The sequence below is a fragment of the Cupriavidus sp. C2SS-8b genome (genome assembly GCF_057073745.1).
In genome coordinates this window covers 317,525-340,046 of record NZ_CP172716.1, presented here as the reverse complement: position 1 = coordinate 340,046, position 22,522 = coordinate 317,525, and the positions used below count along the sequence as shown (strand labels likewise).

Genomic DNA, 22,522 nt, shown 5'->3' with positions numbered 1-22,522 from the left:
GACTTTGTCGGCGGATCAATACGGATGGAATCCGCCCAGGAACTGTTCCACCTGCTCGGCGTGGCGCTGGTCGCGAGCGCCCTCGCCCGACTCCAGCACCACCGCCTGGTAAGCGCGCGGGCCCACGGCCACGAGCCGCGCGGTCAGGCGGCGCGGCGCTTTGTCCTGCGGCGACACGCCGCTGACTTCGACTTCGATGCCGTCGAGCGGCCGCGCCGGCTGGTCGGCGGACTGGATCGTCACCGCACGCGTGCGCACGGGCTCGCCGGCATGCACGCCAAGGTTGGCCAGCAGGCCGGATTGCATGGCAGCCAGCGCCTCGCGGCGCAGGGCGGCATCGTCGGCCGGCAGCGTGACCACGCCGACGGCGAACAGCATCTCGTCGACGCGCGCCGCCTGCATGGTCATCGGCAGCTTGTGCCCGGCAATGGCCACGTCGCGCGCGGCGCTGGTCGGCTTGCCCGGATAGAGCGCGGCATAGCCGCCCTCGCCCGACTGGATCGTGCGCCAGTCATAGCGCGGCGAACACGCGCAGAGCCAGGCCACGGCAAGCATGGCCGGCAACGCCAGGCGAAGCCGGGAGAACCACTGACAGACCTGAGGAGGGGGCATCGGGGGCGTGGCCGCTACGTTGCGGCGCGGATTGTCGGGGCCGGGACGGCGGCGGGCAGAGGCCTCGCCGCCGGGCGGAAACCGGTATTATCCGGGAAGCCGCCAGCCCGTGCTTGCTGCGCTTCACACCATGCCCCCGTTGATCCCGACCCGTCGCTCCTCCGTTCGTCTTGCGGCAGCCGCGCTGCTGGCATTCGCCACGCTCGTCGGCCCCGCCAGCGCGGGCACGCCACATTTGCCGCGCGCGACTGACCTTGCCGCCCACGCCGCCGAAGCGGCTCGTCGCGGCGAGCCGCTCGTGGTGCTGGTCTCGCTGCCCGATTGCGGCTACTGCGACACCGTGCGCAAGAGCTATCTCGGCCCACAGGCGGCAGCCGGCGAAATCGCCGTGCGCGAAGTCGACATGACCGCCGACACCCCGATGCGCGACACCAATGGCTCGATGACCACGGCACGCGCGTGGGCCAAGGCCCATCAGGTGCGCGTTGCGCCGACCGTACTGTTCCTCGATCGCGACGGACGGCAGGCCGCCGCCCCGCTACGCGGCCTCCAGCCCGATTTCTACGGCGCCTACCTGGAACAGTCGCTGGGCCAGGCGCGTGCAGCTGTCGCCACCGCACGCTGACCCACCCGCCACTGCGGCGGATTGACGCACGCGACGGATTGCAGCACCACGCCGCGCCCGGGTTTAGAATGGCCTGTTGACAGTTGAACGGCCCCCCCCTGCCGGACCGCATTGCCATGACAAACGCCGCCTCCACCACTTCCCGACCCCGCAAGCTTTGGCCCATCGCCGTGGTCGTCGTCGTACTCGCCGCGCTGGGCTGGTTCGGCTACCGCGCGCTGTCGCCGTCGAGCCAGGTGCCCGCCGCCACCTTCACGCTGCTCTCTGGCGAAAAAGTCAGCACGGGCGACCTCAAGGGCAAGGTCTACCTGGTCAACTTCTGGGCCACGAGCTGCGCAACCTGCGTCAAGGAAATGCCGGACATGGTCCGCACCTATGAGCAGTACAAGGACAAGGGCCTGGAATTCGTGGCCGTGGCCATGAACTACGATCCGCCGATGTACGTGATGAACTACGCCAAGACGCGCGGCCTGCCGTTCAAGGTCGCGATGGACTCGGATGGCACCGCATCGAAAGCCTTCGGCAATGTGCAGCTCACGCCCACCACCTTCGTCGTCGACAAGGACGGCCGCATCCTGAAGCGCTATGTCGGCGAGCCCGAATGGGACGCGCTGCACAAGCTGCTCGACGGCGCGCTGGCCAAGGCGGCCTGACGAATTTCCGGCAACGGCTGCAAAACAGCGATAAAAGGTGCTCATCGAGCACCTTTTTTGTTGGGCTGGTGCCGCGCCCGCTTCAAGCGGCTTGCGCCGGGGGCCTGTATGGATATACAGTTTGCGCCAGTCTTCCTGCCCGCCCTCCCGTGTCACTGGATCTTGCCCCCCTCGCGGAATCGCCTTCCGCCCTTGCCGAACAAGCCTCGCCGGACGCTGATGTCCCCGCCTACCTTGCGCGGCTCAATCCGGAACAGCGGACGGCGGTCGAGCACCCCAGCGAAGGTCCGCTGCTGATCATCGCGGGCGCGGGCTCGGGCAAGACCAATACGCTCGCCCATCGTGTCGCGCACCTGGTGCTCAAGGGTGCCGATCCGCGCCGCATCCTGCTCCTGACGTTTTCACGCCGTGCGGCGGCCGAGATGGGCCGGCGCGTGGAGCGCATCGTCGACCAGGCGCTCGGCATCAGTACCGGTGCCGGCCGTGCCGCGCTGCAGTGGTCGGGCACCTTCCACGCGATCGGCGCACGGCTGCTGCGCGAATACGCGGAAACGCTGGGCTTGTCGCCGGCTTTCACGATCTGCGACCGCGGCGACGCGGCCGACCTGATGCACGTGGTGCGGCATGACCTGGACCTGTCCGAGCAGGCCAGCCGCTTCCCGAAAAAGGAAACCTGCCTGTCGATCTATTCGCGCGTGGTCAACACGCAGGCCCCGCTCGAGGACGTGCTCAAGCGCTGGTTCCCGCGCTACACCATGTGGGTCGATGCACTGCGCGCGCTGTTCGCAGGCTATGTCGAAGCCAAGCAGAAGCAGCAGGTGCTCGACTATGACGACCTGCTGCTGTACTGGGCGCAGGCGCTGACCGAGCCCGCGATCGCACAGGACATGGGTGCGCGCTTCGACCATGTGCTGGTCGACGAATACCAGGACACCAACGCGCTGCAGGCGTCGATCCTGCTGGCGCTGCGGCCCGATGGCCACGGCCTCACGGTGGTCGGCGACGACGCGCAGTCGATCTACGCGTTCCGCGGCGCCACCGTGCGCAATATCCTCGATTTCCCCGCGCAGTTCACGCCGCCCGCGCGGCAGGTCACGCTGTCGCAGAACTACCGTTCGACGCAGCCGATCCTGCAGGCCGCCAACGCGGTGATCGGGCTTGCGTCCGAGCGTTACACCAAGGATCTATGGTCCGAGCGCACCTCGGCCGAGAAGCCGGGCGTGGTCGTGGTCAACGATGAAGCCGACCAGGCCCGCTTCGTGGTCGAGCGCGTGCTGGAGCGTCGCGAGGCTGGCCTGGCCCTGATGGCGCAGGCGGTGCTGTTCCGCGCCGCCGACCACAGCGCGCAGCTGGAGATCGAGCTGGCCCGGCGCAATATCCCGTTCGTGAAGTTCGGCGGCCTCAAGTTCCTCGAATCCACGCACGTGAAGGACGCGATGGCCGTGGTGCGCTGGCTGCAGAATCCGCTCGACCGCATCGCGGGTTTCCGCACACTGCAGCTGCTGCCCGGCATCGGACCCAAGACCGCCGCGCGCGTGCTCGACGCACTAGCAGTCGCCACCGAGCCGCTGTTCGCGCTGGAATCGTTCGAGGCGCCGCCGGCCGCCGCGCCGGCCTGGACCGACCTGCTGGCGCTGGCCCGCACGCTGCTGGGCCCGGCGTCGCCGTGGCCATCGGAGTTCGAGCAGGTGGTCGCCTGGTACCAGCCGCACCTGGAGCGCATCCACGACGATGCCGCCGCGCGCATGGCCGACCTGCAGCAGCTGGAGCGCATTGCCGCGACCTATGCCTCGCGTGAGCGCTTCCTGACTGAACTGACGCTGGACCCGCCCAGTGCATCGAGCGATGAATCGGGCGTGCCGCTGCGCGACGAGGATTTCCTGATCCTGTCGACGATCCACTCGGCCAAGGGCCAGGAATGGAAGGCGGTGTACGTGCTAAATGCCGTAGACGGCTGCATGCCGTCGGACCTGGCGACGGGCACTACGGAAGAGATCGAAGAGGAAAGGCGGCTGCTGTACGTGGCCATGACGCGCGCCAAGGACCATCTGGATGTCGTGGTGCCGCAGCGTTTTTATGTGCACCAGCAGCCGGGGTTCGGCGATCGCCATGTCTACGCATCACGCACGCGTTTCCTGCCAAACCGGGTGATGCCGAATTTCTATAGCAGGTCGTGGCCGCCTGCGCCGATGCCGGGGGAGACGCCGTCGAAGGCGACGCTGGCGCCGGTGGATCTGGCCAGCCGCATGCGCAATATGTGGCGCTGAGCGCGGCCGGCTCCGCCGTCGTCAGGCCACTTTCTCCAGCAGTAGACCCTTCAGGTACTCCCCTTCCGGGAATGCCGACAGCATCGGATGATCCGTGCCCGCCGACAGCCGTCGCAGGATCCGCGCATCGGCACGCGCATCGGTCACCGCGCCAGCCACGATCTTCTGGAACAGCTCCATGCTGATCGCCCCCGAGCACGAGTACGTGAACAGCAGGCCGCCCGGACGCAGCAGCTGCGTGCCGACCAGATTGATTTCCTTGTAGGCGCGGGCGGCACGGTCAATATGCTGGGCCGACGGCGCGAACTTCGGCGGGTCGAGCACGATCAGGTCGAACTGGCGGCCTTCCGCGCGGAATTCGCGCAGCGTCTTGAACACGTCGGCATCGAGCCAGGTCGCACGGTTCTCGTCGAAGCCATTGAGCGCGACGTTGCCCGCGGCAATCTTCAGCGCCTCGCCCGAGGAATCGATCGACGTCACCGACGTGGCACCGCCACGCAGCGCCGCCAGCGAAAAGCCGCCGGTGTAGCAGAAGCAGTTCAGCACCTCGCGCCCGGCGGCGAGGTCGCCGACCAGCTTGCGGTTGTCGCGCTGGTCGACATAGAAGCCGGTCTTGTGGCCGTTGCGCACGTCCACGTAGTAGCGCACGCCATGCTCGGTCACCGAGAGCGCGGGATCGGGCTCGGCTCCGGCAAGCACGCCAGTCACCAGCTCCAGCCCCTCGCGCTGGCGCACGGCGGCGTCGGAACGCTCGTACACGTTCGGGCAGCCGGTCTCCTTGACCAGCGCCTGCACGATGGCGGTCTTCCAGTGCTCCACGCCGGCGGAATTGAACTGGCACACCAGCTGGCCATTGGCACCGTTGCCGTAGTAGTCGACGATCAGGCCCGGCAGGCGGTCGGATTCGCCGAAGATCAGGCGCACCGCATCGCTGTCCTTCACCCATTGGCGGCGATAGGCGATCGCCGCCGCCACGCGGCGCTTGAACAGCGCGTGGTCGACCGGCTCGTTTTCGTCGAAGGTCCACACGCGCGCGCGGATCTGCGATTCCGGGCTGTAGGCCGCCTTGGCCAGGAAACGGCCATCGGCGGCGCGCACGATGACGGTCGCGCCGGGCTCGCAGCGGCCTTCCGTGGTGGCAATGCCGGTGGCGTAGATCCACGGGTGACGGCGCAGCAGGGACTTTTCCTTGCCGGGCTTGAGGGTGATGGTGTTCATGTTGGTATGGAAATACAGCAGAGTCCGGGGCGTCAAAACCGCGGATATGCAAGCCGGAGGGCTCCCCTCTCCCACGAGCGGGAGAGGGAGAAAACAAGCGGTGTTCTGTGAGTCGATGCCTTACAGCACCACCTTCACCATCGGGTGCGCCGTCAGCGCGCGATAAAGATCGTCAAGCTGTTCGCGGCTGGTGACCCACACCGTGACCGTCAGGCCAAGATAGTTGCCCTTGCTCGACGGACGCATTTCCATCTTCCCGGCGTGAAAGCCCGGGTCGAACTCCTGCACCAGCGTCACGATGGCTTCGGCAAAGCCATCCTGCATCGCACCCATCACCTTGATGGGGAAATCACTGGGATACTCGATCAGCGACTGCTCGGGCGGGATATCGCCCGGCTTGCCGCCGCCATTGCTGTCGGTTGCCATTTCAGTTTCTCCAGCAACCCGGCGCGCATGGCGTGCCGGGCCGCTTCATCATCACTTGCGCTTGAACCACAGGCGGATGGTGTCCCACAGGCGGCCGAAGAAGCCGGCCTCGGGCACTTCTTCCAGCGCCACCACGGGGAACTCCGCCACCTTGGTGGTGCCGTCCATCAGTTTCACCGTGCCCACCTGCTGGCCTGCCGCGATCGGGGCGATCATCAGTTCCTGGCGCTCCAGCACCGGCTTCAGGCGACCGCCCGTGCCCTTGGGCACGGTGACGAAGGTCTCGTTCTGCACGCCGATCTTGACCGTGCCGGCCTTGCCCTTGTAGATGTCAGGCGTGGCCAGTACCTGGCCCTTGTCGTACAGGCGCAGCGTGTCGAAGAACTGGAAGCCGTAGTTCAGGATCTTCAGGCTTTCCTGCGTGCGGATCTGCTCGGTGGCCGTGCCGATCACGATCGACACCAGGCGGCGCGAGCCATTCGGCACGTTGGCCAGCGGGCGCTGGGCCGACGAGATCAGGCAGTAGCCGGCGGACTTGGTATGGCCGGTCTTCAGGCCGTCCACGGTCGGGTCGATGTACAGCAGGCGGTTGCGGTTGGGCTGCCTGATCTTGTTATAGGTGAACTCCTTCTGCGAGTACATTCCGTAGTACTCGGGGAAGTCCTTGATCAGGCGCGTGGACAGCGTGGCCAGGTCCACGGCCGTGGTGTAGTGGTTCGGATCGGGCACGCCATCGGTGTTGGTGAAGTGCGTGCCCTTCATGCCCATGCGCTGGGCTTCGCGGTTCATCATCGCGACGAAGCCTTCTTCCGAGCCGCCCACGGCTTCGGCCAGCGCCAGCGAGGCGTCGTTGCCGGACTGCACGATCAGGCCCATCAGCAGGTCGTTCACGCTGACCGGCTTGCCGGCTTCGATGAACATGCGCGATTCATCGCTTTTGACCTTGCGCACGATCTCGGTCGGCGTAATGGTCTGGTCCAGCGTCAGGCGCTTTTCCTTGAGCGCCTCGAACACCAGGTAGGCGGTCATCAGCTTGGTCAGCGAAGCGGGCTCGATGCGCAGGTCGGCATTCTGCGACGCCAGGGCCTGGCCGCTGGTCACGTCGTACAGCATCCAGGACTTGGCCGCCACCTGCGGCATCGGCACACCCTGTGCCAGCACGGCGGCGGGCGCGGCGGCAAGCGTGACGGCCGCGACGAGTGCGGCGGGGGCAAAGACGGACGCAAGGCGCGGCGTGGCTCTGTTCAGCATGTTTCAGTTTCCGACAAGATAAGTTTCGCGAAGAACGGTTGCGGGCACCGGCATGGCGCCTGGGACGGCGTGCCGACTGGCCTCACCGGTCCCACGCATTGACGACGAGCTGCTTGATCAAGTGCAGCTTGCGGTGAAAGAAATGATCGGCGCCGGGGATGACAATGACCGGCAACTCCTGCGGGCGGGCCCAGTCGAACACGCTCTGCAGCGGCACGGTGTCGTCCTGCTCGCCATGGATGACGATGGTATCGGCCGGCACGTCGGCGACTTCCCAGCGGCTCGCGGCGGTGCCGACCAGCGCCAGGCGCTGCGCGGGCGTGCTGGCATCGGCCAGGCGCTTCGCGACGTGCGTGATCACGAAGCTGCCGAACGAGAAGCCGCCCAGGGCCAGCGGCAGCGTGGCGGCATCGGGCGACCACGCGGTCTGTTCGCGCATCCACGCGACCACGGCCAGCAGGTCGTCCTGCTCTCCCACGCCGTTGTCATGCACGCCGGCGCTGTTGCCGACGCCGCGGAAGTTCGGACGCACCGTGGCGTAGCCCAGCTGCACGAAGCAGCGCGCCAGGGTCTGCGCCACCTTGTTGTCCTTGGTGCCGCCGAACAGCGGGTGCGGGTGCGCCACCAGCGCCAGGCCGCGCGGCGCCGCTTGCGGCAGGTCGACCGAGAGGTCGATCGCGCCGGCCGGGCCGGCAATGGTCAGTACCTGGGTATGCGCGTTCATGATGGCAATGGACGATGCAACAACAACTGGGGGCAAGGGAAACGCTGCCGCTACGCTTGCGCTGAAGCGGCACTGCTACGGGAACAACCGGAATACCTTGGGGACATCCTCGACGCCGGCGCTGCCGCACCGGCAGGCGTCGCCATCAGTGGTCAACCATCAGCCGCTCGACCGGCTTGCCGTGCAGCAGATGGCTGTCGATGATCTCGTCGATATCGTGCTCGTCGACGTAGGTGTACCAGACGGCCTCGGGGTAGACCACCAGCACCGGTCCGAGTTCACACCGGTTCAGGCAGCCGGCCTTGTTGATGCGCACGCGGCCTTCGCCGCCGGCGATGCCCAGCTCCTTGCAGCGCTTCTTGGCGTATTCCTGCATGGCCTTGGCGTTGTGCTGGGCGCAGCAGTTCTCGCCGTCCTCGCGCTGGTTGAGGCAGAAAAAAACGTGGTGCTGGTAGTAGCTGCTCATGCGTGCTGGGGAAAAAAGGCGAAAACCGCGGTGGCACCGGCTCGGGCTCCGATGCGTCCGGCGGCATTGATGGAAGCTCGGAATTATACGGTGTGTCGGCGGCCAGACTAAGGCAATCCGGCCCGCCATCGGCATCGCCGGCACGCCCCGCGCCCAAACCTGGCCGCGGATGTGCCATATCGGCCACCCCAGGCATCGCCGCCATTCCGGATCCCCGGAGCCGGCGATTCCGAAATTCCGGAAATCCGGAGTGCCGGACCCTGCGCGTGATGCCACGCTCCGTTTCAAATCAACGGGTTAGCCGATCCCCACACGCTGGCATATCGATTGCAATTCCTGAGTCCGAGACGCGCTGCATTCCGTGACGGCGTGCGCCCGCCACGCCGATGGGCATGGTCAAAAAACCGAGGACGACATCATGAGGAAACCCTTCTACAAGATCCTGTACGTGCAGGTGCTGTTCGCCATCTTCGTCGGCATCCTGCTGGGCCATTTCTGGCCCGAAACCGGCGTGGCCATGAAGCCGCTGGGCGATGGCTTCATCAAGCTGATCAAGATGATCATCGGCCCGATCATCTTCTGTACCGTGGTGACCGGCATTGCCGGCATGAGCGACATGAAGAAGGTCGGCCGCGTCGGCGGCAAGGCGCTGCTGTACTTCGAAATCGTCTCGACCTTCGCGCTGCTGATCGGCCTGGGCGCCGCGCATCTGCTCAAGCCGGGCGTGGGCTTCAACATCGACCCGTCCACGCTCGACACCGCGTCGATCTCGCAATACGTGTCCAAGGCGCACGGCCAGAGCACGGTCGAGTTCCTGATGCACATCATTCCGGAAACGATCTTCAGCGCGTTCTCCAACGGCGATATCCTGCAGATCCTGCTGGTCTCGCTGTTCTTCGGCGCGGCCCTGTCCGCCATCGGCGAGCGCGCGCGCATCGTCGTGCAGCTGATCGAGCAGGTGTCGAAGGTGTTCTTCCACATCGTGCACGTCATCACCAAGGTGGCACCGATCGGCGCGTTCGGCGCGATGGCCTTCACCATCGGCAAGTACGGCCTGGGCTCGCTGGTGCCGCTGCTCAAGCTGATCGGCACGTTCTACTTCACGGCCATCATCTTCGTGGTGTTCGTGCTCGGCACGATCGCGCGCCTGACCGGCTTCAACATCCTGCGCTTCATCGCGTTCATCAAGGAAGAGCTGCTGATCGTGCTGGGCACCAGTTCGTCCGAAGCCGCGCTGCCGCACCTGATGGAAAAGCTGGAGAAGCTGGGCTGCTCCAAGTCCGTGGTGGGCCTGGTGGTTCCGACCGGCTACTCGTTCAACCTGGACGGCACCAACATCTACATGACCATGGCGGTGATCTTCATCGCGCAGGCGACCGGCATCGAACTGACGCTGATGCAGCAGCTCACCATCCTGGGCGTGGCGATGCTCACCTCCAAGGGCGCCAGCGGCGTGACCGGCGCGGGCTTCATCACGCTGGCCGCGACGCTGGCGGTGGTGCCGACCATTCCGGTGGCCGGCATGGTGCTGATCCTTGGCATCGACCGCTTCATGAGCGAGTGCCGTGCGCTGACCAACATCATCGGCAACGGCGTGGCCACCGTGGTGGTCTCGGCCTGGGAACGCGAGCTTGACCGCGTCAAGCTGCGCCGTGCGCTGAAGCAGAGCACTGACGATGAGGCAGAACTCGCCGACGCCGGCCAGAACGTCTGAGGCCGCGCGCGGGGCTGGCCGGCCTGATGTGCCCGATGGGCCGGCCGCCCCGCAGCGAGTATCATCGGCGCGACAGCCTCCGCGCGCGCCGATGCCCCATTCCGACGACTTCCTCGCCGTACATGACCCCGCCGCCGCCCAGGCGGCGCACGAGCCCGGCAGCGAGAACCGCCGCTGGTGGGGCTTTGCCGTGGCGCTGGGCGTCGGGCTGGTGCTGCTGTGCGCGCTCACCTGGCTGGTATCGGTGCAGCGCGGCCTGGCGACCCTGCAGGAATCCACCGCCACGCGCGCCGACCGCTACGCCGCCACGCTCGAAAGCACGCTCGACCGCTACGAATTCCTGCCCGCGCTGGTATCGCTGCACCCGTTCGTGCGCGGCCTGCTGCAGGCCCCCGGCGACCCGGCCCGCGTGGCCGCGGCCAACCACTACCTGGCCGAGGTCAACCGGCGCTCGCACGCGTCGGCCACCTACGTGATCGCCGCCAACGGCATCGCGCTTGCCGCCAGCAATGCCGGCGAACCCGGCAGCTTCGTCGGCACCGACTACCGCTTCCGACCCTATTTCCAGATTGCCGCACGCGGCGAGATGGGACGCTTCTACGCCATCGGCATCACCAGCGACGAACCTGGCTACTACATCGCCCAGCCCGTGGAGTCAGGCGGCAAGGTGATCGGCGTGACCGTGGTCAAGCTCAACCTGGAGTGGTTCCAGCGCGCCGGCGGCGGCAGCGCCGAGCCGCTCATGGTCAGCGACGCCCACGGGGTGATCTTCCTGTCTTCCGTGCCGGGCTGGCAGTACCGCACGCTGGGTCCGCTGCCGCCCGAACTGCGCGACGAACTCGGCAAGACGCGCCAGTACCACGACCGCGACGTGACACCGCTGCCGCTGGAACCGCTGACTTCGCCGGTAACCGCGTGGCTGGCCGCCACCGCGCTGGACCCGGGCGCGCGCCTGGTGCGCGTGCGGGCCAACGGCACCAATCCCGACGGCAGCGAGCGTGCCGACCGCTACCTCGAGGTCGGCCGCAAGGTGGGTCCGGCGAACTGGACCATGCAGGTGATGGCGCCGCTCGACCCCGTGCTGGCCAATGCGCGCAACGCCACCGTGGCCGCGGCGCTGGCCTATGCCTGCATCTGCCTGCTGCTGGTCAACTGGCGCCAGCGCCGCCAGCGCGCGCGCGACATGCAGTACAGCCGCCGCCTGCTCGAAGCGGCCTATGACGAGCTGGAGCGGCGCGTGGAAGCGCGCACCGCCGACCTGATGGCCATCAACGAAAAGCTGGAGGACGAAGTCGCCGAACGCACCCGCGCCGAAAGCGAACTGCGCGCGGCGCAGGACGAACTCGTGCAGGCCAGCAAGCTGGCCGCGCTCGGGCAGATGGCGGCCGGCATCACGCATGAGCTGAACCAGCCGCTGGCCGCGTTGCGCACGTTCTCGGACAACACACGCGTACTGCTGGAGCGCGGCCAGCTCGGCGCGGCCGAAGGCAACCTGTCGGCCATTGCCGACCTGACCGAACGCATGGGCAAGATCACCGGGCAGCTCAAGCTGTTTGCCGGCAAGGCGCGGCCGCCGAGGCGCTCGGTGCAGGTGCGCGCCGCGCTTGAACATGTGGTGGCCTTGCTGGCACCTCGGTTGTCCGCCGTGACGTTGCATGTGGATGGCCTGGACGCGCTGCCCGGCATCGCCGTGCGCGCCGACGAACTCAAGCTCGAGCAGGTGCTGCTCAACCTGATCGGCAATGCGCTCGACGCCATCGCCAGCGCCGCGCCCGCGCAGGGCCGCATCGACGTGTCCGTGCGCGCCAAGGCTGGCGCCGTGATGATCGAGGTGCGTGACAATGGCACCGGCATCCCGCCGGAAGACCTGCCGCGCCTGTTCGAGCCGTTCTTCACGACCAAGGAAACCGGCCAGGGACTGGGGCTGGGCCTGGCCATCACGTCGTCGATCGTGCGCGAATTCGGCGGACAGCTGAGCGCCGCCAATGCCGATGGCGGCGGCGCGGTATTCACCATCGTGCTGACGCGCGCCCCGGCGGAAGCCGGCGCGCCGGCCAGCCAGACACATTGAGGCATCCGATGCAAGACGGTTTGCGCGTCCTGTTCGTCGAAGATGAACCACTGGTGCGCCAGGCCACCGCACAGAGCCTGGAGCTGGCCGGCTTCTCCGTGCTGGCACTGCCCTCGGCCGAGGCCGCCCTGCCCCACCTGAGCGCCGATTTCCCCGGCGTGCTGGTCACCGACGTGCGCCTGCCCGGCGCCAGCGGGCTGGACCTGCTGCACCATTGCCGCAACGCCGCGCCCGGTATCCCGGTGATCCTGGTGACCGGGCATGGCGACATCACGATGGCCGTGCAGGCGATGCGCGAAGGCGCGTATGACTTCATCGAGAAGCCCTTCGGTGCCGACCGCCTGACCGACACGGTGCGGCGCGCCATCGAACGGCGCGGCCTTGAGCTGGAAAACCAGGCGTTGCGGCGGGAACTGGCGGGCTCGGCGGCCGGCACGCGCATTATTGGCCGCTCGCATGCGATCGACCAGGTGCGCGGGCTGGTGGCCAACGTCGCGGCCACCGACGTGCCGGTGATGATCAATGGCGAGACCGGCACGGGCAAGGAGCTGGTGGCGCGCAGCCTGCATGCGCTGTCCAACCGCGCCGACGGGCCGTTCATCGCGCTTAACTGCGGCGCCGTGCCGGAGTCGATCTTCGAAAGCGAGATGTTCGGCCACGAAGCCGGCGCGTTCACCGGCGCCGGCAAGCGGCGCATCGGCAAGCTCGAGCACGCCTCGGGTGGCACGCTGTTCCTCGACGAGATCGAAAGCATGCCGCTGGCGTTGCAGGTCAAGCTGCTGCGGGTCTTGCAGGAAGGGATGCTGGAGCGGCTGGGGTCCAATGCATCGGTGAAAATCGACGTGCGCATCGTGGCGGCCGCCAAAGGCGACATGGATGCGCTGGTCGCGCAGGGCGTGTTCCGGCAGGATCTCTACTACCGCCTCAACGTCGTCACCATTGCGCTGCCGCCGCTGCGCGAGCGGCGCGAGGACATCGTGCCGCTGTTCGAGCATTTCATGCTGATCTCGGCGGTGCGGTACCAGCGGCCGGCCCCCATCCTGTCGGAGTCGCAACGCCAGGCGCTGGCGCAGCGGCCGTGGCCGGGCAATGTGCGGGAGCTGCGCAATGCGGCGGACCGGCTGGTACTGGGCGTGCCCGAAGGTGGCCAGGCCGGCGCGGCCACGGCTGCGCCCGACGAGACCGCGCCGCTGCGCGAACGGATGGAGCATTTCGAACGCGCTGTTATCGCCGATGCGCTGGCGCGCACCGGCGGCGCCGTCAGCCAGGCGGCGGACCTGCTGCAGGTGGGGAAGGCGACCTTGTATGACAAGATCAAGCGATATGGGTTATAGGCTATAGGCAACGCGCTGCATAACGTGCCTCGGGGTTTTCACTACGCTGCCATGGCAACGTCACAATCGACGACTATATTTCGTGTGCGGTTGCGGCATTGGCAGGTGCCCTGGCTGCTTGCTTCTTTTATCAGTCTTCGTGGTAATTGGTGCCCCGCTTGTGCGGGGCGTTTTTTTGGCTCTTCGGCGAATTGCAGGGCGGAGTTCTTGGCAGGCGCCGCTGTTTCGCAGGCGTAGCCTGCGAGTCACTTTTTGTCCGAGCGACAAAAAGTAACCAAAAAACGCGTTGACTTGTCCTAGCGGACGAATATTGATCGTAGTGTGCGAAGAATTTCGTACGGGTACTCGCTTCAGAGCGTGCCCCGCTGCCTGCCGCGTGGAGCGCGTCCACCTGCAGGCTCTCCGACAATGATTGAACCAGCCCCGAAACTGTCCGTGGCCCGACACTGCCAACGTTATCGCATCATCGCCTTCGGCTGCTGCGCGGCTCAGTAGTGGGTCGGTCGGTGCCATCAACGACGCCGGCGCCTGCTTCCCTTTCCCCTCTGCCATTCCCCTCCGGTTTTCTGGTGAGTGCGCGCAGCGCAGCCGTAGGCGTCCTACTGATGGCGTGTTTTGGGAGTCGGCATCAATCCGCCCGAATGCCGTTGTCCTCGATCACCTTCCCCCACTTCCGATACTCTTCCCGCATGCGCGCAGCGAACTGCTCGGGCGGCATGTAGGCCGCCAATGTTCCGGCGCCCTGCAGCTTCTCCTGCACGACGGGATCGGCCAGCACGCGCTTCAGGTCGCCAGTGAGCTTGGCAACGATCTCAGGTGGCGTGCCTGCCGGCGCCACGATGCCCGCCCACGACGTCGCATCGAAACCCGGGAAGCCCTGTTCCGCGATCGTCTTCACATCCGGCGCAAAGCTGACGCGCCGCGCCGAACCCACCGCGAGCGGCCGCAGCTTGCCAGCCTTGATGTGCGGCAGCGCCGCGATCATGTCCGAGAACATCATCGGCACCTGTCCGGCCAGCACATCCGCCATGGCTGGCGCGCTGCCTTTGTAGGGCACGTGCTGTGCATCGAAATGACCCAGGCTCTTGAGCAGCTCCGTCGAGATATGGCCGAAACTGCCATTGCTGGCGCTGGTGTAGTTGTTGGCGCCCGGGTGCGCCTTGGCGTAGGCGATGTACTGCGGCAGCGTGGTCACATCCGGCATGGTCTTTGGGTTGACCACCATGACGATGGGCAGGTCATAGGCCGACGCCACCGGCGTGAAATCCTTGAACAGGTCGTAGCTCTTGCGGTGCGTCAGGCGCGGCGCCAGCAGCGTCGGGTTGGTCATGACCAGCAGCGTGTAGCCGTCCGGCGCACTGCGCGCGACCGATTCGGCACCAATGGTGCCGGAGGCCCCGGGACGATTGTCGATCACCACGGGCTGGCCCAGCGCCTCGCCCAGCTTCTGGCCGATGATGCGCGACGCGGTATCAGTCGGCCCGCCAGGCGGGTACGGCACCACCAGGCGCACTGGTCTCGCGGGATAGCTGCCTGCTGATTGCGCGCCGGCGATGCAAGGCAGCATGCCGGCAAGACAGAGGGCACTCAATTGGACGGCGAATCCACGACGGCTTTTTGCGGGCATGACTGTCTCCATGAGGTGTCGGACCGCCGTGCAAAGCGGCAGCCGCTTGCGTGTCCTAAGCGATTCTTGCGGTCGACTCATCCCGCAGGCTTCGTCGGAAGCGACGATTCCCCGAATTGGCGTAGATTGACGCTTCTAGCCTCCCCAATCTGAAAATCCCTATAATCGAACGACCGTTCATTTCAGGGTGCCACCGGCGCCCGCACGTGGTTCAGGAGACTCCATGCCCGCCGCCCGACAATTGCCTCAGGTGCTGCAAAACCTGGCTCTTCCCGTCATCGCCTCGCCGATGTTCATCGTCAGTTATCCGGAACTGGTGCTGGCGCAGTGCAAGGCCGGCATCGTCGGCTCGTTCCCGGCGCTGAATGCTCGCCCGGCGGAACTGCTCGACGAATGGCTGACGCAAATGCAGGAAGAGCTGGCCAGTTTCCAGGCGGCCAATCCCGGCAAGCCGGTTGGCCCGATCGCGGTGAACCAGATCGTGCATGCTTCGAACGCGCGGCTCGAACATGACATCAAGGTCTGCGTGGACCACAAGGTGCCGATCTTCATCACCTCGCTGCGCGCGCCGATGAAGGAGATGATCGATGCCGTGCACAGCTACGGCGGCATCGTGCTGCACGACGTCATCAGCCTGCGCCATGCCGAAAAGGCACTGGAAGCCGGCGTGGACGGCCTGATCCTGGTAGCCGCCGGCGCCGGCGGACATGCCGGCATGCTGTCGCCGTTCGCGCTGGTCGGAGAAGTCCGCAAGATTTTCGACGGCCCGATTGCGCTGTCGGGTTCGATCGCCACCGGCGATGCCGTGCTGGCCGCGCAAGCCATGGGCGCCGACTTCGCCTACGTCGGCACGCGCTTCATCGCGTCGCAGGAAGCGCACGCGAACGAGTCGTACAAGCAGTCGATCACCGGCTCGGCCGCCGCCGACATCATCTACACCAACCTGTTCACCGGCGTGCACGGCAACTACATCCGCGAGAGCATCGTGGGGGCCGGCCTCGACCCGGAGAACCTGCCCGTGGCCGACAAGAGCAAGATGGATTTTTCCAGCGGCAGCTCCAAGGCCAAGGCATGGAAAGACATCTGGGGCGCCGGCCAGGGCGTGGGCCAGATCCACGATATCCCGCCCGCCGGCGAGATCATCGCGCGCATGAAGGCGGAGTACGACGCCGCCAAGGCGCGTCTCGGTATTGCGCGCTAAGCACGGATCACGCTTGTCTCCTTTGACGTCCCTGCACCGCGATACTTCGAAGCCTGCCGCCACGGCCGGACTAAGCCGCCGGCAGCGGCTGGTGCGCGCGATGTGGGTGACATTGGGGGCGATCAGTCTTTTGCTGGGCATCATCGGCATCTTCCTGCCGGTGCTGCCGACCACGCCGTTCGTGCTGCTCGCGGCGGCTTGCTTCGCGCGCGGCTCCGAACGCTTCCACGGCTGGCTGCTGGCGCATCCGCGCTTCGGCCCACTGGTCCGCGACTGGCAGCGCCACCACAGCATTCCACCGCGCGCCAAGTGCCTGGCACTGGTGATGATGTGGACGTCGATGGGCGCCACGGCCTGGTTCATGCGCGCCCGGCCGATGGCGTCGGCCGCGCTGATTGCGTGTGCGGCGGCGGTGAGCATATGGATGCTGCGCTTGCCGACACGGCCGCCGAGCGGGCACGATCGCTAACGCTCGTTCAATTGGCTGCATGCCGCGGCGCGTAGGGCCGCACAGGATGCTGCTATTGCGAGCGCCGGCCCTCTCCCCCAGCCCCTCTCCCGCAAGCGGGAGAGGGGAGCAAACCGGCGGTCATTTGGATGGCGCTGGTTAGTCGTAGCGGCGGGCGTCCTCGATCACCTTGCCGTCCTGCGGCAGCGATCCCGCTGGCACGAATGTCACCTCGCCGCGCAGGCGCATCACTTCACGCAGCGACTCCGCGACAGCCTGGCGCAACGCATCGTCGTCGCGCGCGGCATCGCAATGCAGAGTCATCACATCCGAGCCCATGGTGCCCGTCACGATCAGTCTCGCAGAGCGGATTTCCGGATGCCGGCGCAGCACGTCGGCCACCTGGCCCGGATGCACGAACATGCCCTTGACCTTGGTGGTCTGGTCCGCACGGCCCAGCCACCCCTTCAGGCGGATATTGGTGCGGCCGCACGGGCTCGCATGGTGCGAGGAATCGGCGACCATCGCCGACAGGTCGCCCGTGCCAAAGCGGATCAGCGGATAGTCCCCGTTGCCGAGCACCGTGACCACCACCTCGCCGGTTTCGCCTTCCGGCATCGGCCGCGTGCCGCCCGGCTCGACGATCTCGACCAGCACGCCTTCGTCCACCACCCAGCCATCGCCGCCCTCGGTTTCATAGGCGATCAGGCCGAGATCGGCCGTGCCATACATCTGTTGCACGCGGATGCCGCGCTCCTGGAACCAGCCGCGCAGCGAAGGCGGCAGCGCCTCGCCCGATACCAGCGCCTTGGACAGGCTGTGGCATGGCGTGCCCATTTCCTCGCCGCGTTCGAGCAGCAGTTTGAGGAACGATGGCGTACCCGCGTAGGCGGAAGGCTGGAGGCTGGCCAGCGCCTGCACCTGCGACTCGGTTTGGCCGACACCCGCGGGGAACACGCAGCAGCCGAGCTTGTGCGCACCGGTTTCCATCATCATGCCGGCCGGCGTGAAATGGTAGGAGAAGGTGTTGTAGACCAGCTCGCCCGAGCGGAATCCCGCCGCGAACATGGCGCGCGCGATGCGCCACCAGTCGGCGCCATGTCCGTCCGGCTCATGGATCGGGCCAGGTGACTGGAAGATATGGCGCAGGCCGCCGATTGGCGTGGCATTGAGTCCGCCCAGCGGCGGCATGGCCTTCTGCCGTGCGCTCAAGTCCGATTTGCGCGTCACCGGCAACGCGGCCAGTGCGTCGCGCGAGGTCAGCGCGGCAGGGTCCACGTCGCGCAGCGCTTCGGTGAAGTAAGGCGCGTGCGCTTTGGCATGGGCGACCTGGCGCGAGAGCGCGGCCAGGAGCGCCTGCTCGCGAATTTCCGGCGCGCGGGTTTCCAGCGAATCGAAGTATTCGGACATGGTGTGGTGCTACGGATTAGGTTAATACGGCGGCATCCCTCTCCCTCTGAGGGGAGAGGGAAAACAATCGGGATGCGCTACGCCAGCCAACGCTTTCTTCGCCGGTAGCTCTTTACGTCGCGGAACGACTTGCGCTCCGCGCCATCGGCATCATTGGCGGCCACGCCAAGGTAGAACTCCTTGACGTCCTCGTTGGTGCGCAGCGACTCGGCGTCGCCATCCATCACCACGCGGCCGTTCTCGAGGATGTAGCCATAGTCGGCATAGCGCAGCGCCACCATGGTGTTCTGCTCGGCCAGCAGGAAGCTGACCTTCTCGCGCGTGTTCAGGTCCCGCACGATCTCGAAGATCTCTTCGACAATTTGCGGCGCCAGACCCATCGACGGTTCATCGAGCAGGATCATCGCGGGCTTGGCCATCATGGCCCGGCCGATCGCGCACATCTGCTGCTCGCCGCCTGACGTGTAGCCCGCCTGCGACTTGCGGCGCGTCTTCAGGCGTGGGAAATAGTTGTAGATCTTCTCCAGCTCGTCACGGGTCTCGCCACGCGACAGGCCGCGCGTGTAGGCGCCGGTTAGCAGGTTTTCCTCGATGGTGAGGTGGGCGAAACAGTGCCGGCCCTCCATCACCTGGATCACGCCGCGCCGGACGAGATCGTTCGGCGTGAGCTGGTCGACGCGGTCGCCGCGGTATTCGACCGAGCCCTTGGTGACATCGCCGCGCTCCGCATGCAGCAGGTTGGAGATGGCCTTGAGCGTCGTGGTCTTGCCCGCGCCGTTGGCCCCAAGCAGGGCGACGATCTTGCCCTCCGGCACTTCGAGCGACACGCCCTTGAGCACCAGGATCACGTGATCGTAGATGACTTCGATATTGTTGACGCAGAGAAGGGTCATGGTACGGCTCGAATTGGCGTTGCGATAACTCTGGACCTTGCGTTCCATTCGGCTGTCTCCCCTCTCCCTCAGGAAGAGGGGAGACAACCATCAGAACGCGTATGGCATCACGACTTCATGCACCCCGGCGTGATCCCCTTCTCCTTCGCGTATTGCGCCGCGGTCGCCTTGAACAGCGGATGGATCAGGTTCTTGTTGCCTTCGATCCAGTCGGACACCACGACCCACTTGGTGCCATCCCACTGCTGGATCTTCACCTTGCCCGAACCTTCGTGGTTGTCGCAGCTGGTCTTGATTTCCGGCAGCAGGCCGGTCGCGCCAAGCTGCTGCAGGCGCGCGTTGGTCAGGTTCAGGTTCTCGAAGGCCCAGCGCATCTGATCGCCGGTCATCGGCTTGCCCTTGCCGAACTTCTCCTGCGCCACGCGGATCGCTTCAACCGTCACCACGGCCGCCGAAACCCCACGGTTGTAGAGCACCGAGCCAACCTTGTTCTTGTCCTGCATATTGCCCTTGCCCGCGCCATAGACCACCTTGTCGATGTCGGCGATCAGCGGCACGCCGCGGCCGGCCACGTTCCACGTCGCGCTCATATAGCCCTTCGCGGCTTCGCCGGCCGGCACGGTGTCTTCTTCCGAGCCCGCCCACCACGAGCCGATCATCTTGTCGCGCGGGAAGCCCACCTTCTGCGCGGCCTTCAGCGCGGTCTGGTTCATCACGCCCCAGCCCCAGAAGATCACGTAGTCGGGGTTCTCCTGGCGGATCTTCAGCCATTGCGCGCCCTGCTCGTTGCCAGGGTGCGCCACGGGGATCTCCACCAGGTTGAACTTGCCCAGCCTGGCTTCCGCCTGCAGCGCGACGATCGGCTCCTTGCCATAGGCCGAGTCGTGGTACAGGTAGACGATCTTCTTGCCGGCAAGCGAGCCGCCATTCTTGCTCGCCAGGTATTTCACGATGGCCGACACCTGCATCTGGTAGGTCGTCACCAGCGGGAAGGCATAGGGGAACACCGAGCCATCGACCGCATCGGTGCGGCCGTAGCCCATCATCACCAGCGGCACCTTGTCGGCGGCGGTCTTGTCGACCAGCGCGTACGAGATGCCCGTCGACATCGAGTGATACGCGGTGCCCTTGGTGGTGGCGTTCTTCGCCTTCAGGCGTTCATAGCACTCCACGCCCTTGGCGTTGTTGTATTCGGTCTCGCACTCTTCCCAGCTCAGCTTGACGCCATTGACGCCACCGTCCTTCATGTTGACGTAGTTCAGGTAATCGACGAAGCCGCCATACCAGGACTGCCCGTTGGCGCCATACGGGCCCACGCGGTAGCTCGGCAGCGCCACGAACTGCTCGTTGGTCTGCGCCAGCGCCGTTGCAGCCGGCACCATCAGCGCCGCGGCGGCGCTCGCGGCCAGCACGGCACGCTGCACATTGCGAATCAGGGTTGTCATGACAGTCTCCTTCACCTTGGCAGGTGCGTTTGTTATGGGGTACCCGTTTGATGGAACGCTACGTCAGAAAGCAGGGACTACGATCAGTGCGGGAACGGCCACAGCCTCAGCTTCTCCTTGGCGATCTGCCACAGCCGCGCAAGGCCGTGCGGCTCGACGATCAGGAAGAAGATGATCAGGCCGCCGAACACCATCAGCTGGATGTGCGACACCGTGGCATTCGTGAACGGCAGGTGCAGCAGCGATGCCAGCGGCGGCAGCACGTTGTCCAGGAAGATCGGCAGCAGCAGGATGAACGCCGCGCCCAGGAACGAGCCCAGGATGCTGCCCACGCCGCCGATGATGATCATGAACAGCACGCGGAACGACAGGTCCAGCGAGAAGCCGTCGGGCTCCACCGAGCCGAGGTAGCAGAACGCGTACAGCGCGCCGGCCACGCCGCAGTAGAACGAGCTGACGGCGAAGGCCAGCAGCTTGGTGCGCATCAGCGGAATGCCGATCACCTCGGCCGCCACGTCCATGTCGCGCACCGACATCCACGCGCGGCCCGTGGCCGAGCGCACCAGGTTCTTGGCGATGAACGCCAGCACGGTGACGATCGCCAGCACGAACAGGTACTTCTTCACCGGCGTGTCGATGGCCATGCCGAACAGGTCCAGCCGCTGCGCGGTAATCACACCCGACGAACTGTTGTTGGAGAACCAGGGAAACTTGGTCAGCGCCCACACCACGAAGAACTGCGCGGCGAGCGTGGCCACCGCCAGGTAGAAGCCCTTGATGCGCAGCGACGGCAGGCCGAACGCCACACCGACCAGCGCAGCGGACAGGCCCGCGAGGATGAACGTCAACAGCACCGGCAGGCCTTCCACGCGCAGCTGGAAGTTATAGGCCGCATAAGCGCCCACCGCCATGAAGGCCGCCGTGCCCAGCGACAGTTGCCCGGCATAGCCGGTGAGGATGTTCAGGCCCAGCGCCGCGAGCGCGAAAATCAGGAACGGGATCAGGATGGCCGAGAACCAGTATTCCGAGCCAACGAACGGAATCACCAGGAAGGCCACCGCCATCAGCACGGCAAAGCCGATGCGGTCCTGGCGGATGGGGAAGATCTGGCTGTCGGAGACGTAGCTCGTCTTGAACTGGCCGGCTTCACGATAGAACATGGAAAATCTCCTGGAGCGAAGTCGGTTCAGACGCGGTCGATATGCTTCTCGCCGAACAGGCCTTCGGGCCTGACCAGCAGGAACAGCAGCGCGAACACATACGGGAACCAGCCCTCGATGCCACCGAAGTTGCCGCCGAACGCCGACTGGAACACCGGGGGGATATAGATCTCGGCGAGCTTCTCCGAGGCACCGATGATCAGGCCGCCGACAATGGCGCCCGGCACCGAGGTAAAGCCGCCGAGGATCAGCACCGGCAGCGCCTTCAGCGCCGTCAGCGTCAGCGCGAACTGCACGCCATTGCGCGAGCCCCACAGCATGCCGGCCACCAGCGCGACAAAGCCGGCCACGCCCCACACGATCGCCCAGATATGCTGCAGCGGAATGCCCAGCGACAGCGCGGCCTGGTGGTCGTCAGCCACTGCGCGAAGTGCGCGGCCTACCTTGGTGTACTGGAAGAACAGCGCGAGCGAACCGACCAGCACGCCGGCGATCGCGGCGGCGGCAATGTCGAACTTGGAGAGCACGATGTTGAAGCGTGTGAGGATCGCTTCGATCGGCTCGTCGACGATGCCGAGGTTGATCGGGCGCACTTCATTGCCGAACAGCAGCGGCCCCAGGCCTTCGAGGAAGAACGACAGGCCGATGGTCGCCATGAACAGCGTGATGGGCGGCTGGTTGACCAGCTTGCGCAGCACAAAGCGCTCGGTGCTCATGCCGACAATGATCATCACGACAAAGGCGCCAATCACGGCGGCCCACATCGGCAGGCCCTTGTCCATCAGGCCGACCACGGCGAGCGCGGCGAAGTAGACCATCGCGCCCTGCGCGAAGTTGAACACGCCCGAGGCCTTGTAGATCAGCACGAAGCCCAGCGCCACCAGCGAGTACATCAGGCCCGACAGCAAGCCGCCGAGCAGGATTTCTATGAAGAACGTCATGGCTGCGTTCCGGTGGAATCAGTTGAGTGGAAAGCC

20 protein-coding genes are annotated in these 22,522 nt (G+C 66.1%); 8 read left to right on the top strand and 12 right to left on the bottom strand.

Annotated features, from left to right (window positions below; translation table 11 throughout):
* Positions 1-15: 15 nt before the first annotated feature.
* Positions 16-612, bottom strand: coding sequence for a hypothetical protein (locus tag ACIGJB_RS01520; RefSeq protein WP_483731078.1), 597 nt, complete (start codon positions 610-612; stop codon positions 16-18).
* Between the two features lie 130 nt (positions 613-742).
* Here ACIGJB_RS01520 and ACIGJB_RS01515 point away from each other — a divergent pair, with 130 nt between their 5' ends.
* From ACIGJB_RS01515 to ACIGJB_RS01505, 3 genes are all read left to right on the top strand, one after another.
* The gene (locus tag ACIGJB_RS01515) at positions 743-1,237 is read left to right on the top strand and encodes a thioredoxin fold domain-containing protein (RefSeq protein WP_483731077.1); all 495 of its coding nucleotides are present in this window, start codon (positions 743-745) and stop codon (positions 1,235-1,237) included.
* 116 nt (positions 1,238-1,353) lie between these two features.
* Entirely contained in the window at positions 1,354-1,890 is a 537-nt protein-coding gene (locus tag ACIGJB_RS01510; RefSeq protein ID WP_483731076.1) for a TlpA disulfide reductase family protein, read from the top strand.
* A 149-nt stretch (positions 1,891-2,039) separates the two neighbouring features.
* Complete coding sequence (locus ACIGJB_RS01505; RefSeq protein ID WP_483731075.1) at positions 2,040-4,157, top strand: ATP-dependent helicase; 2,118 nt, start codon at positions 2,040-2,042, stop codon at positions 4,155-4,157.
* A gap of 21 nt (positions 4,158-4,178) precedes the next feature.
* Here the strand turns inward: ACIGJB_RS01505 and ACIGJB_RS01500 are convergent, their stop codons facing one another.
* The 5 genes from ACIGJB_RS01500 to ACIGJB_RS01480 all read right to left on the bottom strand — a co-directional run bounded on the left by ACIGJB_RS01500 (position 4,179) and on the right by ACIGJB_RS01480 (position 8,242).
* Positions 4,179-5,375, bottom strand: coding sequence for a class I SAM-dependent rRNA methyltransferase (locus ACIGJB_RS01500; protein WP_483731074.1), 1,197 nt, complete (start codon positions 5,373-5,375; stop codon positions 4,179-4,181).
* Positions 5,376-5,495: 120 nt separating this feature from the next.
* Positions 5,496-5,801, bottom strand: coding sequence for a YbeD family protein (locus ACIGJB_RS01495; RefSeq protein ID WP_483731073.1), 306 nt, complete (start codon positions 5,799-5,801; stop codon positions 5,496-5,498).
* Positions 5,802-5,852: 51 nt separating this feature from the next.
* Entirely contained in the window at positions 5,853-7,052 is a 1,200-nt protein-coding gene (locus ACIGJB_RS01490; RefSeq protein WP_483710274.1) for a D-alanyl-D-alanine carboxypeptidase family protein, read from the bottom strand.
* Positions 7,053-7,134: 82 nt separating this feature from the next.
* A complete protein-coding gene (locus ACIGJB_RS01485; protein WP_483731072.1) occupies positions 7,135-7,776 on the bottom strand; it encodes an alpha/beta hydrolase in 642 nt (213 codons plus the stop codon).
* Between the two features lie 145 nt (positions 7,777-7,921).
* Positions 7,922-8,242: a (2Fe-2S) ferredoxin domain-containing protein gene (locus tag ACIGJB_RS01480; RefSeq protein ID WP_483731071.1), complete on the bottom strand. Its 321-nt coding sequence runs from the start codon at positions 8,240-8,242 to the stop codon at positions 7,922-7,924.
* A 418-nt stretch (positions 8,243-8,660) separates the two neighbouring features.
* Here ACIGJB_RS01480 and ACIGJB_RS01475 point away from each other — a divergent pair, with 418 nt between their 5' ends.
* The 3 genes from ACIGJB_RS01475 to ACIGJB_RS01465 all read left to right on the top strand — a co-directional run bounded on the left by ACIGJB_RS01475 (position 8,661) and on the right by ACIGJB_RS01465 (position 13,361).
* On the top strand, positions 8,661-9,956 hold the full coding sequence (locus ACIGJB_RS01475) for a dicarboxylate/amino acid:cation symporter (RefSeq protein ID WP_483731070.1): 1,296 nt from the start codon (positions 8,661-8,663) through the stop codon (positions 9,954-9,956).
* Positions 9,957-10,047: 91 nt separating this feature from the next.
* Positions 10,048-12,027, top strand: a complete 1,980-nt coding sequence (locus tag ACIGJB_RS01470; protein ID WP_483731069.1) for a sensor histidine kinase — start codon at positions 10,048-10,050, stop codon at positions 12,025-12,027.
* 8 nt (positions 12,028-12,035) lie between these two features.
* Positions 12,036-13,361: a sigma-54-dependent transcriptional regulator gene (locus ACIGJB_RS01465; protein WP_483731068.1), complete on the top strand. Its 1,326-nt coding sequence runs from the start codon at positions 12,036-12,038 to the stop codon at positions 13,359-13,361.
* A 628-nt stretch (positions 13,362-13,989) separates the two neighbouring features.
* Here ACIGJB_RS01465 and ACIGJB_RS01460 read toward each other — a convergent pair.
* Complete coding sequence (locus ACIGJB_RS01460) at positions 13,990-14,988, bottom strand: Bug family tripartite tricarboxylate transporter substrate binding protein (RefSeq protein ID WP_483731067.1); 999 nt, start codon at positions 14,986-14,988, stop codon at positions 13,990-13,992.
* 223 nt (positions 14,989-15,211) lie between these two features.
* On the opposite strand from ACIGJB_RS01460, the gene ACIGJB_RS01455 reads away from it, so the two are divergent.
* The gene (locus tag ACIGJB_RS01455; protein WP_483710268.1) at positions 15,212-16,189 is read left to right on the top strand and encodes an NAD(P)H-dependent flavin oxidoreductase; all 978 of its coding nucleotides are present in this window, start codon (positions 15,212-15,214) and stop codon (positions 16,187-16,189) included.
* Positions 16,190-16,289: 100 nt separating this feature from the next.
* Positions 16,290-16,658: a YbaN family protein gene (locus ACIGJB_RS01450; protein ID WP_483732232.1), complete on the top strand. Its 369-nt coding sequence runs from the start codon at positions 16,290-16,292 to the stop codon at positions 16,656-16,658.
* A 138-nt stretch (positions 16,659-16,796) separates the two neighbouring features.
* On the opposite strand, the gene ACIGJB_RS01445 is transcribed toward ACIGJB_RS01450, so the two are convergent.
* From ACIGJB_RS01445 to ACIGJB_RS01425, 5 genes are all read right to left on the bottom strand, one after another.
* Complete coding sequence (locus tag ACIGJB_RS01445; RefSeq protein ID WP_483731066.1) at positions 16,797-18,047, bottom strand: phenylacetate--CoA ligase family protein; 1,251 nt, start codon at positions 18,045-18,047, stop codon at positions 16,797-16,799.
* Positions 18,048-18,124: 77 nt separating this feature from the next.
* A complete protein-coding gene (locus tag ACIGJB_RS01440; RefSeq protein WP_483732231.1) occupies positions 18,125-18,940 on the bottom strand; it encodes an ABC transporter ATP-binding protein in 816 nt (271 codons plus the stop codon).
* Positions 18,941-19,047: 107 nt separating this feature from the next.
* A complete protein-coding gene (locus tag ACIGJB_RS01435; RefSeq protein WP_483731065.1) occupies positions 19,048-20,385 on the bottom strand; it encodes an ABC transporter substrate-binding protein in 1,338 nt (445 codons plus the stop codon).
* Between the two features lie 83 nt (positions 20,386-20,468).
* Positions 20,469-21,545, bottom strand: coding sequence for a branched-chain amino acid ABC transporter permease (locus ACIGJB_RS01430; RefSeq protein WP_483731064.1), 1,077 nt, complete (start codon positions 21,543-21,545; stop codon positions 20,469-20,471).
* A gap of 26 nt (positions 21,546-21,571) precedes the next feature.
* The gene (locus ACIGJB_RS01425) at positions 21,572-22,486 is read right to left on the bottom strand and encodes a branched-chain amino acid ABC transporter permease (RefSeq protein WP_224081250.1); all 915 of its coding nucleotides are present in this window, start codon (positions 22,484-22,486) and stop codon (positions 21,572-21,574) included.
* Between the last annotated feature and the right edge of the window lie 36 nt (positions 22,487-22,522).

Bases quoted from the DNA above. Each gene is read 5' to 3' on its own strand.
- ACIGJB_RS01485 (WP_483731072.1), bottom strand. From the start codon at position 7,776: ATGAACGCGCATACCCAGGTACTGACCATTGCCGGCCCGGCCGGCGCG.
- ACIGJB_RS01500 (WP_483731074.1), bottom strand. From the start codon at position 5,375: ATGAACACCATCACCCTCAAGCCCGGCAAGGAAAAGTCCCTGCTGCGC.
- ACIGJB_RS01480 (WP_483731071.1), bottom strand. From the start codon at position 8,242: ATGAGCAGCTACTACCAGCACCACGTTTTTTTCTGCCTCAACCAGCGC.
- ACIGJB_RS01430 (WP_483731064.1), bottom strand. From the start codon at position 21,545: ATGTTCTATCGTGAAGCCGGCCAGTTCAAGACGAGCTACGTCTCCGAC.
- ACIGJB_RS01515 (WP_483731077.1), top strand. From the start codon at position 743: ATGCCCCCGTTGATCCCGACCCGTCGCTCCTCCGTTCGTCTTGCGGCA.
- ACIGJB_RS01445 (WP_483731066.1), bottom strand. From the start codon at position 18,047: ATGTCCGAATACTTCGATTCGCTGGAAACCCGCGCGCCGGAAATTCGC.
- ACIGJB_RS01440 (WP_483732231.1), bottom strand. From the start codon at position 18,940: ATGACCCTTCTCTGCGTCAACAATATCGAAGTCATCTACGATCACGTG.
- ACIGJB_RS01460 (WP_483731067.1), bottom strand. From the start codon at position 14,988: ATGCCCGCAAAAAGCCGTCGTGGATTCGCCGTCCAATTGAGTGCCCTC.
- ACIGJB_RS01510 (WP_483731076.1), top strand. From the start codon at position 1,354: ATGACAAACGCCGCCTCCACCACTTCCCGACCCCGCAAGCTTTGGCCC.
- ACIGJB_RS01520 (WP_483731078.1), bottom strand. From the start codon at position 612: ATGCCCCCTCCTCAGGTCTGTCAGTGGTTCTCCCGGCTTCGCCTGGCG.
- ACIGJB_RS01435 (WP_483731065.1), bottom strand. From the start codon at position 20,385: ATGACAACCCTGATTCGCAATGTGCAGCGTGCCGTGCTGGCCGCGAGC.
- ACIGJB_RS01465 (WP_483731068.1), top strand. From the start codon at position 12,036: ATGCAAGACGGTTTGCGCGTCCTGTTCGTCGAAGATGAACCACTGGTG.
- ACIGJB_RS01495 (WP_483731073.1), bottom strand. From the start codon at position 5,801: ATGGCAACCGACAGCAATGGCGGCGGCAAGCCGGGCGATATCCCGCCC.
- ACIGJB_RS01470 (WP_483731069.1), top strand. From the start codon at position 10,048: ATGCCCCATTCCGACGACTTCCTCGCCGTACATGACCCCGCCGCCGCC.
- ACIGJB_RS01455 (WP_483710268.1), top strand. From the start codon at position 15,212: ATGCCCGCCGCCCGACAATTGCCTCAGGTGCTGCAAAACCTGGCTCTT.
- ACIGJB_RS01450 (WP_483732232.1), top strand. From the start codon at position 16,290: ATGTGGGTGACATTGGGGGCGATCAGTCTTTTGCTGGGCATCATCGGC.
- ACIGJB_RS01490 (WP_483710274.1), bottom strand. From the start codon at position 7,052: ATGCTGAACAGAGCCACGCCGCGCCTTGCGTCCGTCTTTGCCCCCGCC.
- ACIGJB_RS01425 (WP_224081250.1), bottom strand. From the start codon at position 22,486: ATGACGTTCTTCATAGAAATCCTGCTCGGCGGCTTGCTGTCGGGCCTG.
- ACIGJB_RS01475 (WP_483731070.1), top strand. From the start codon at position 8,661: ATGAGGAAACCCTTCTACAAGATCCTGTACGTGCAGGTGCTGTTCGCC.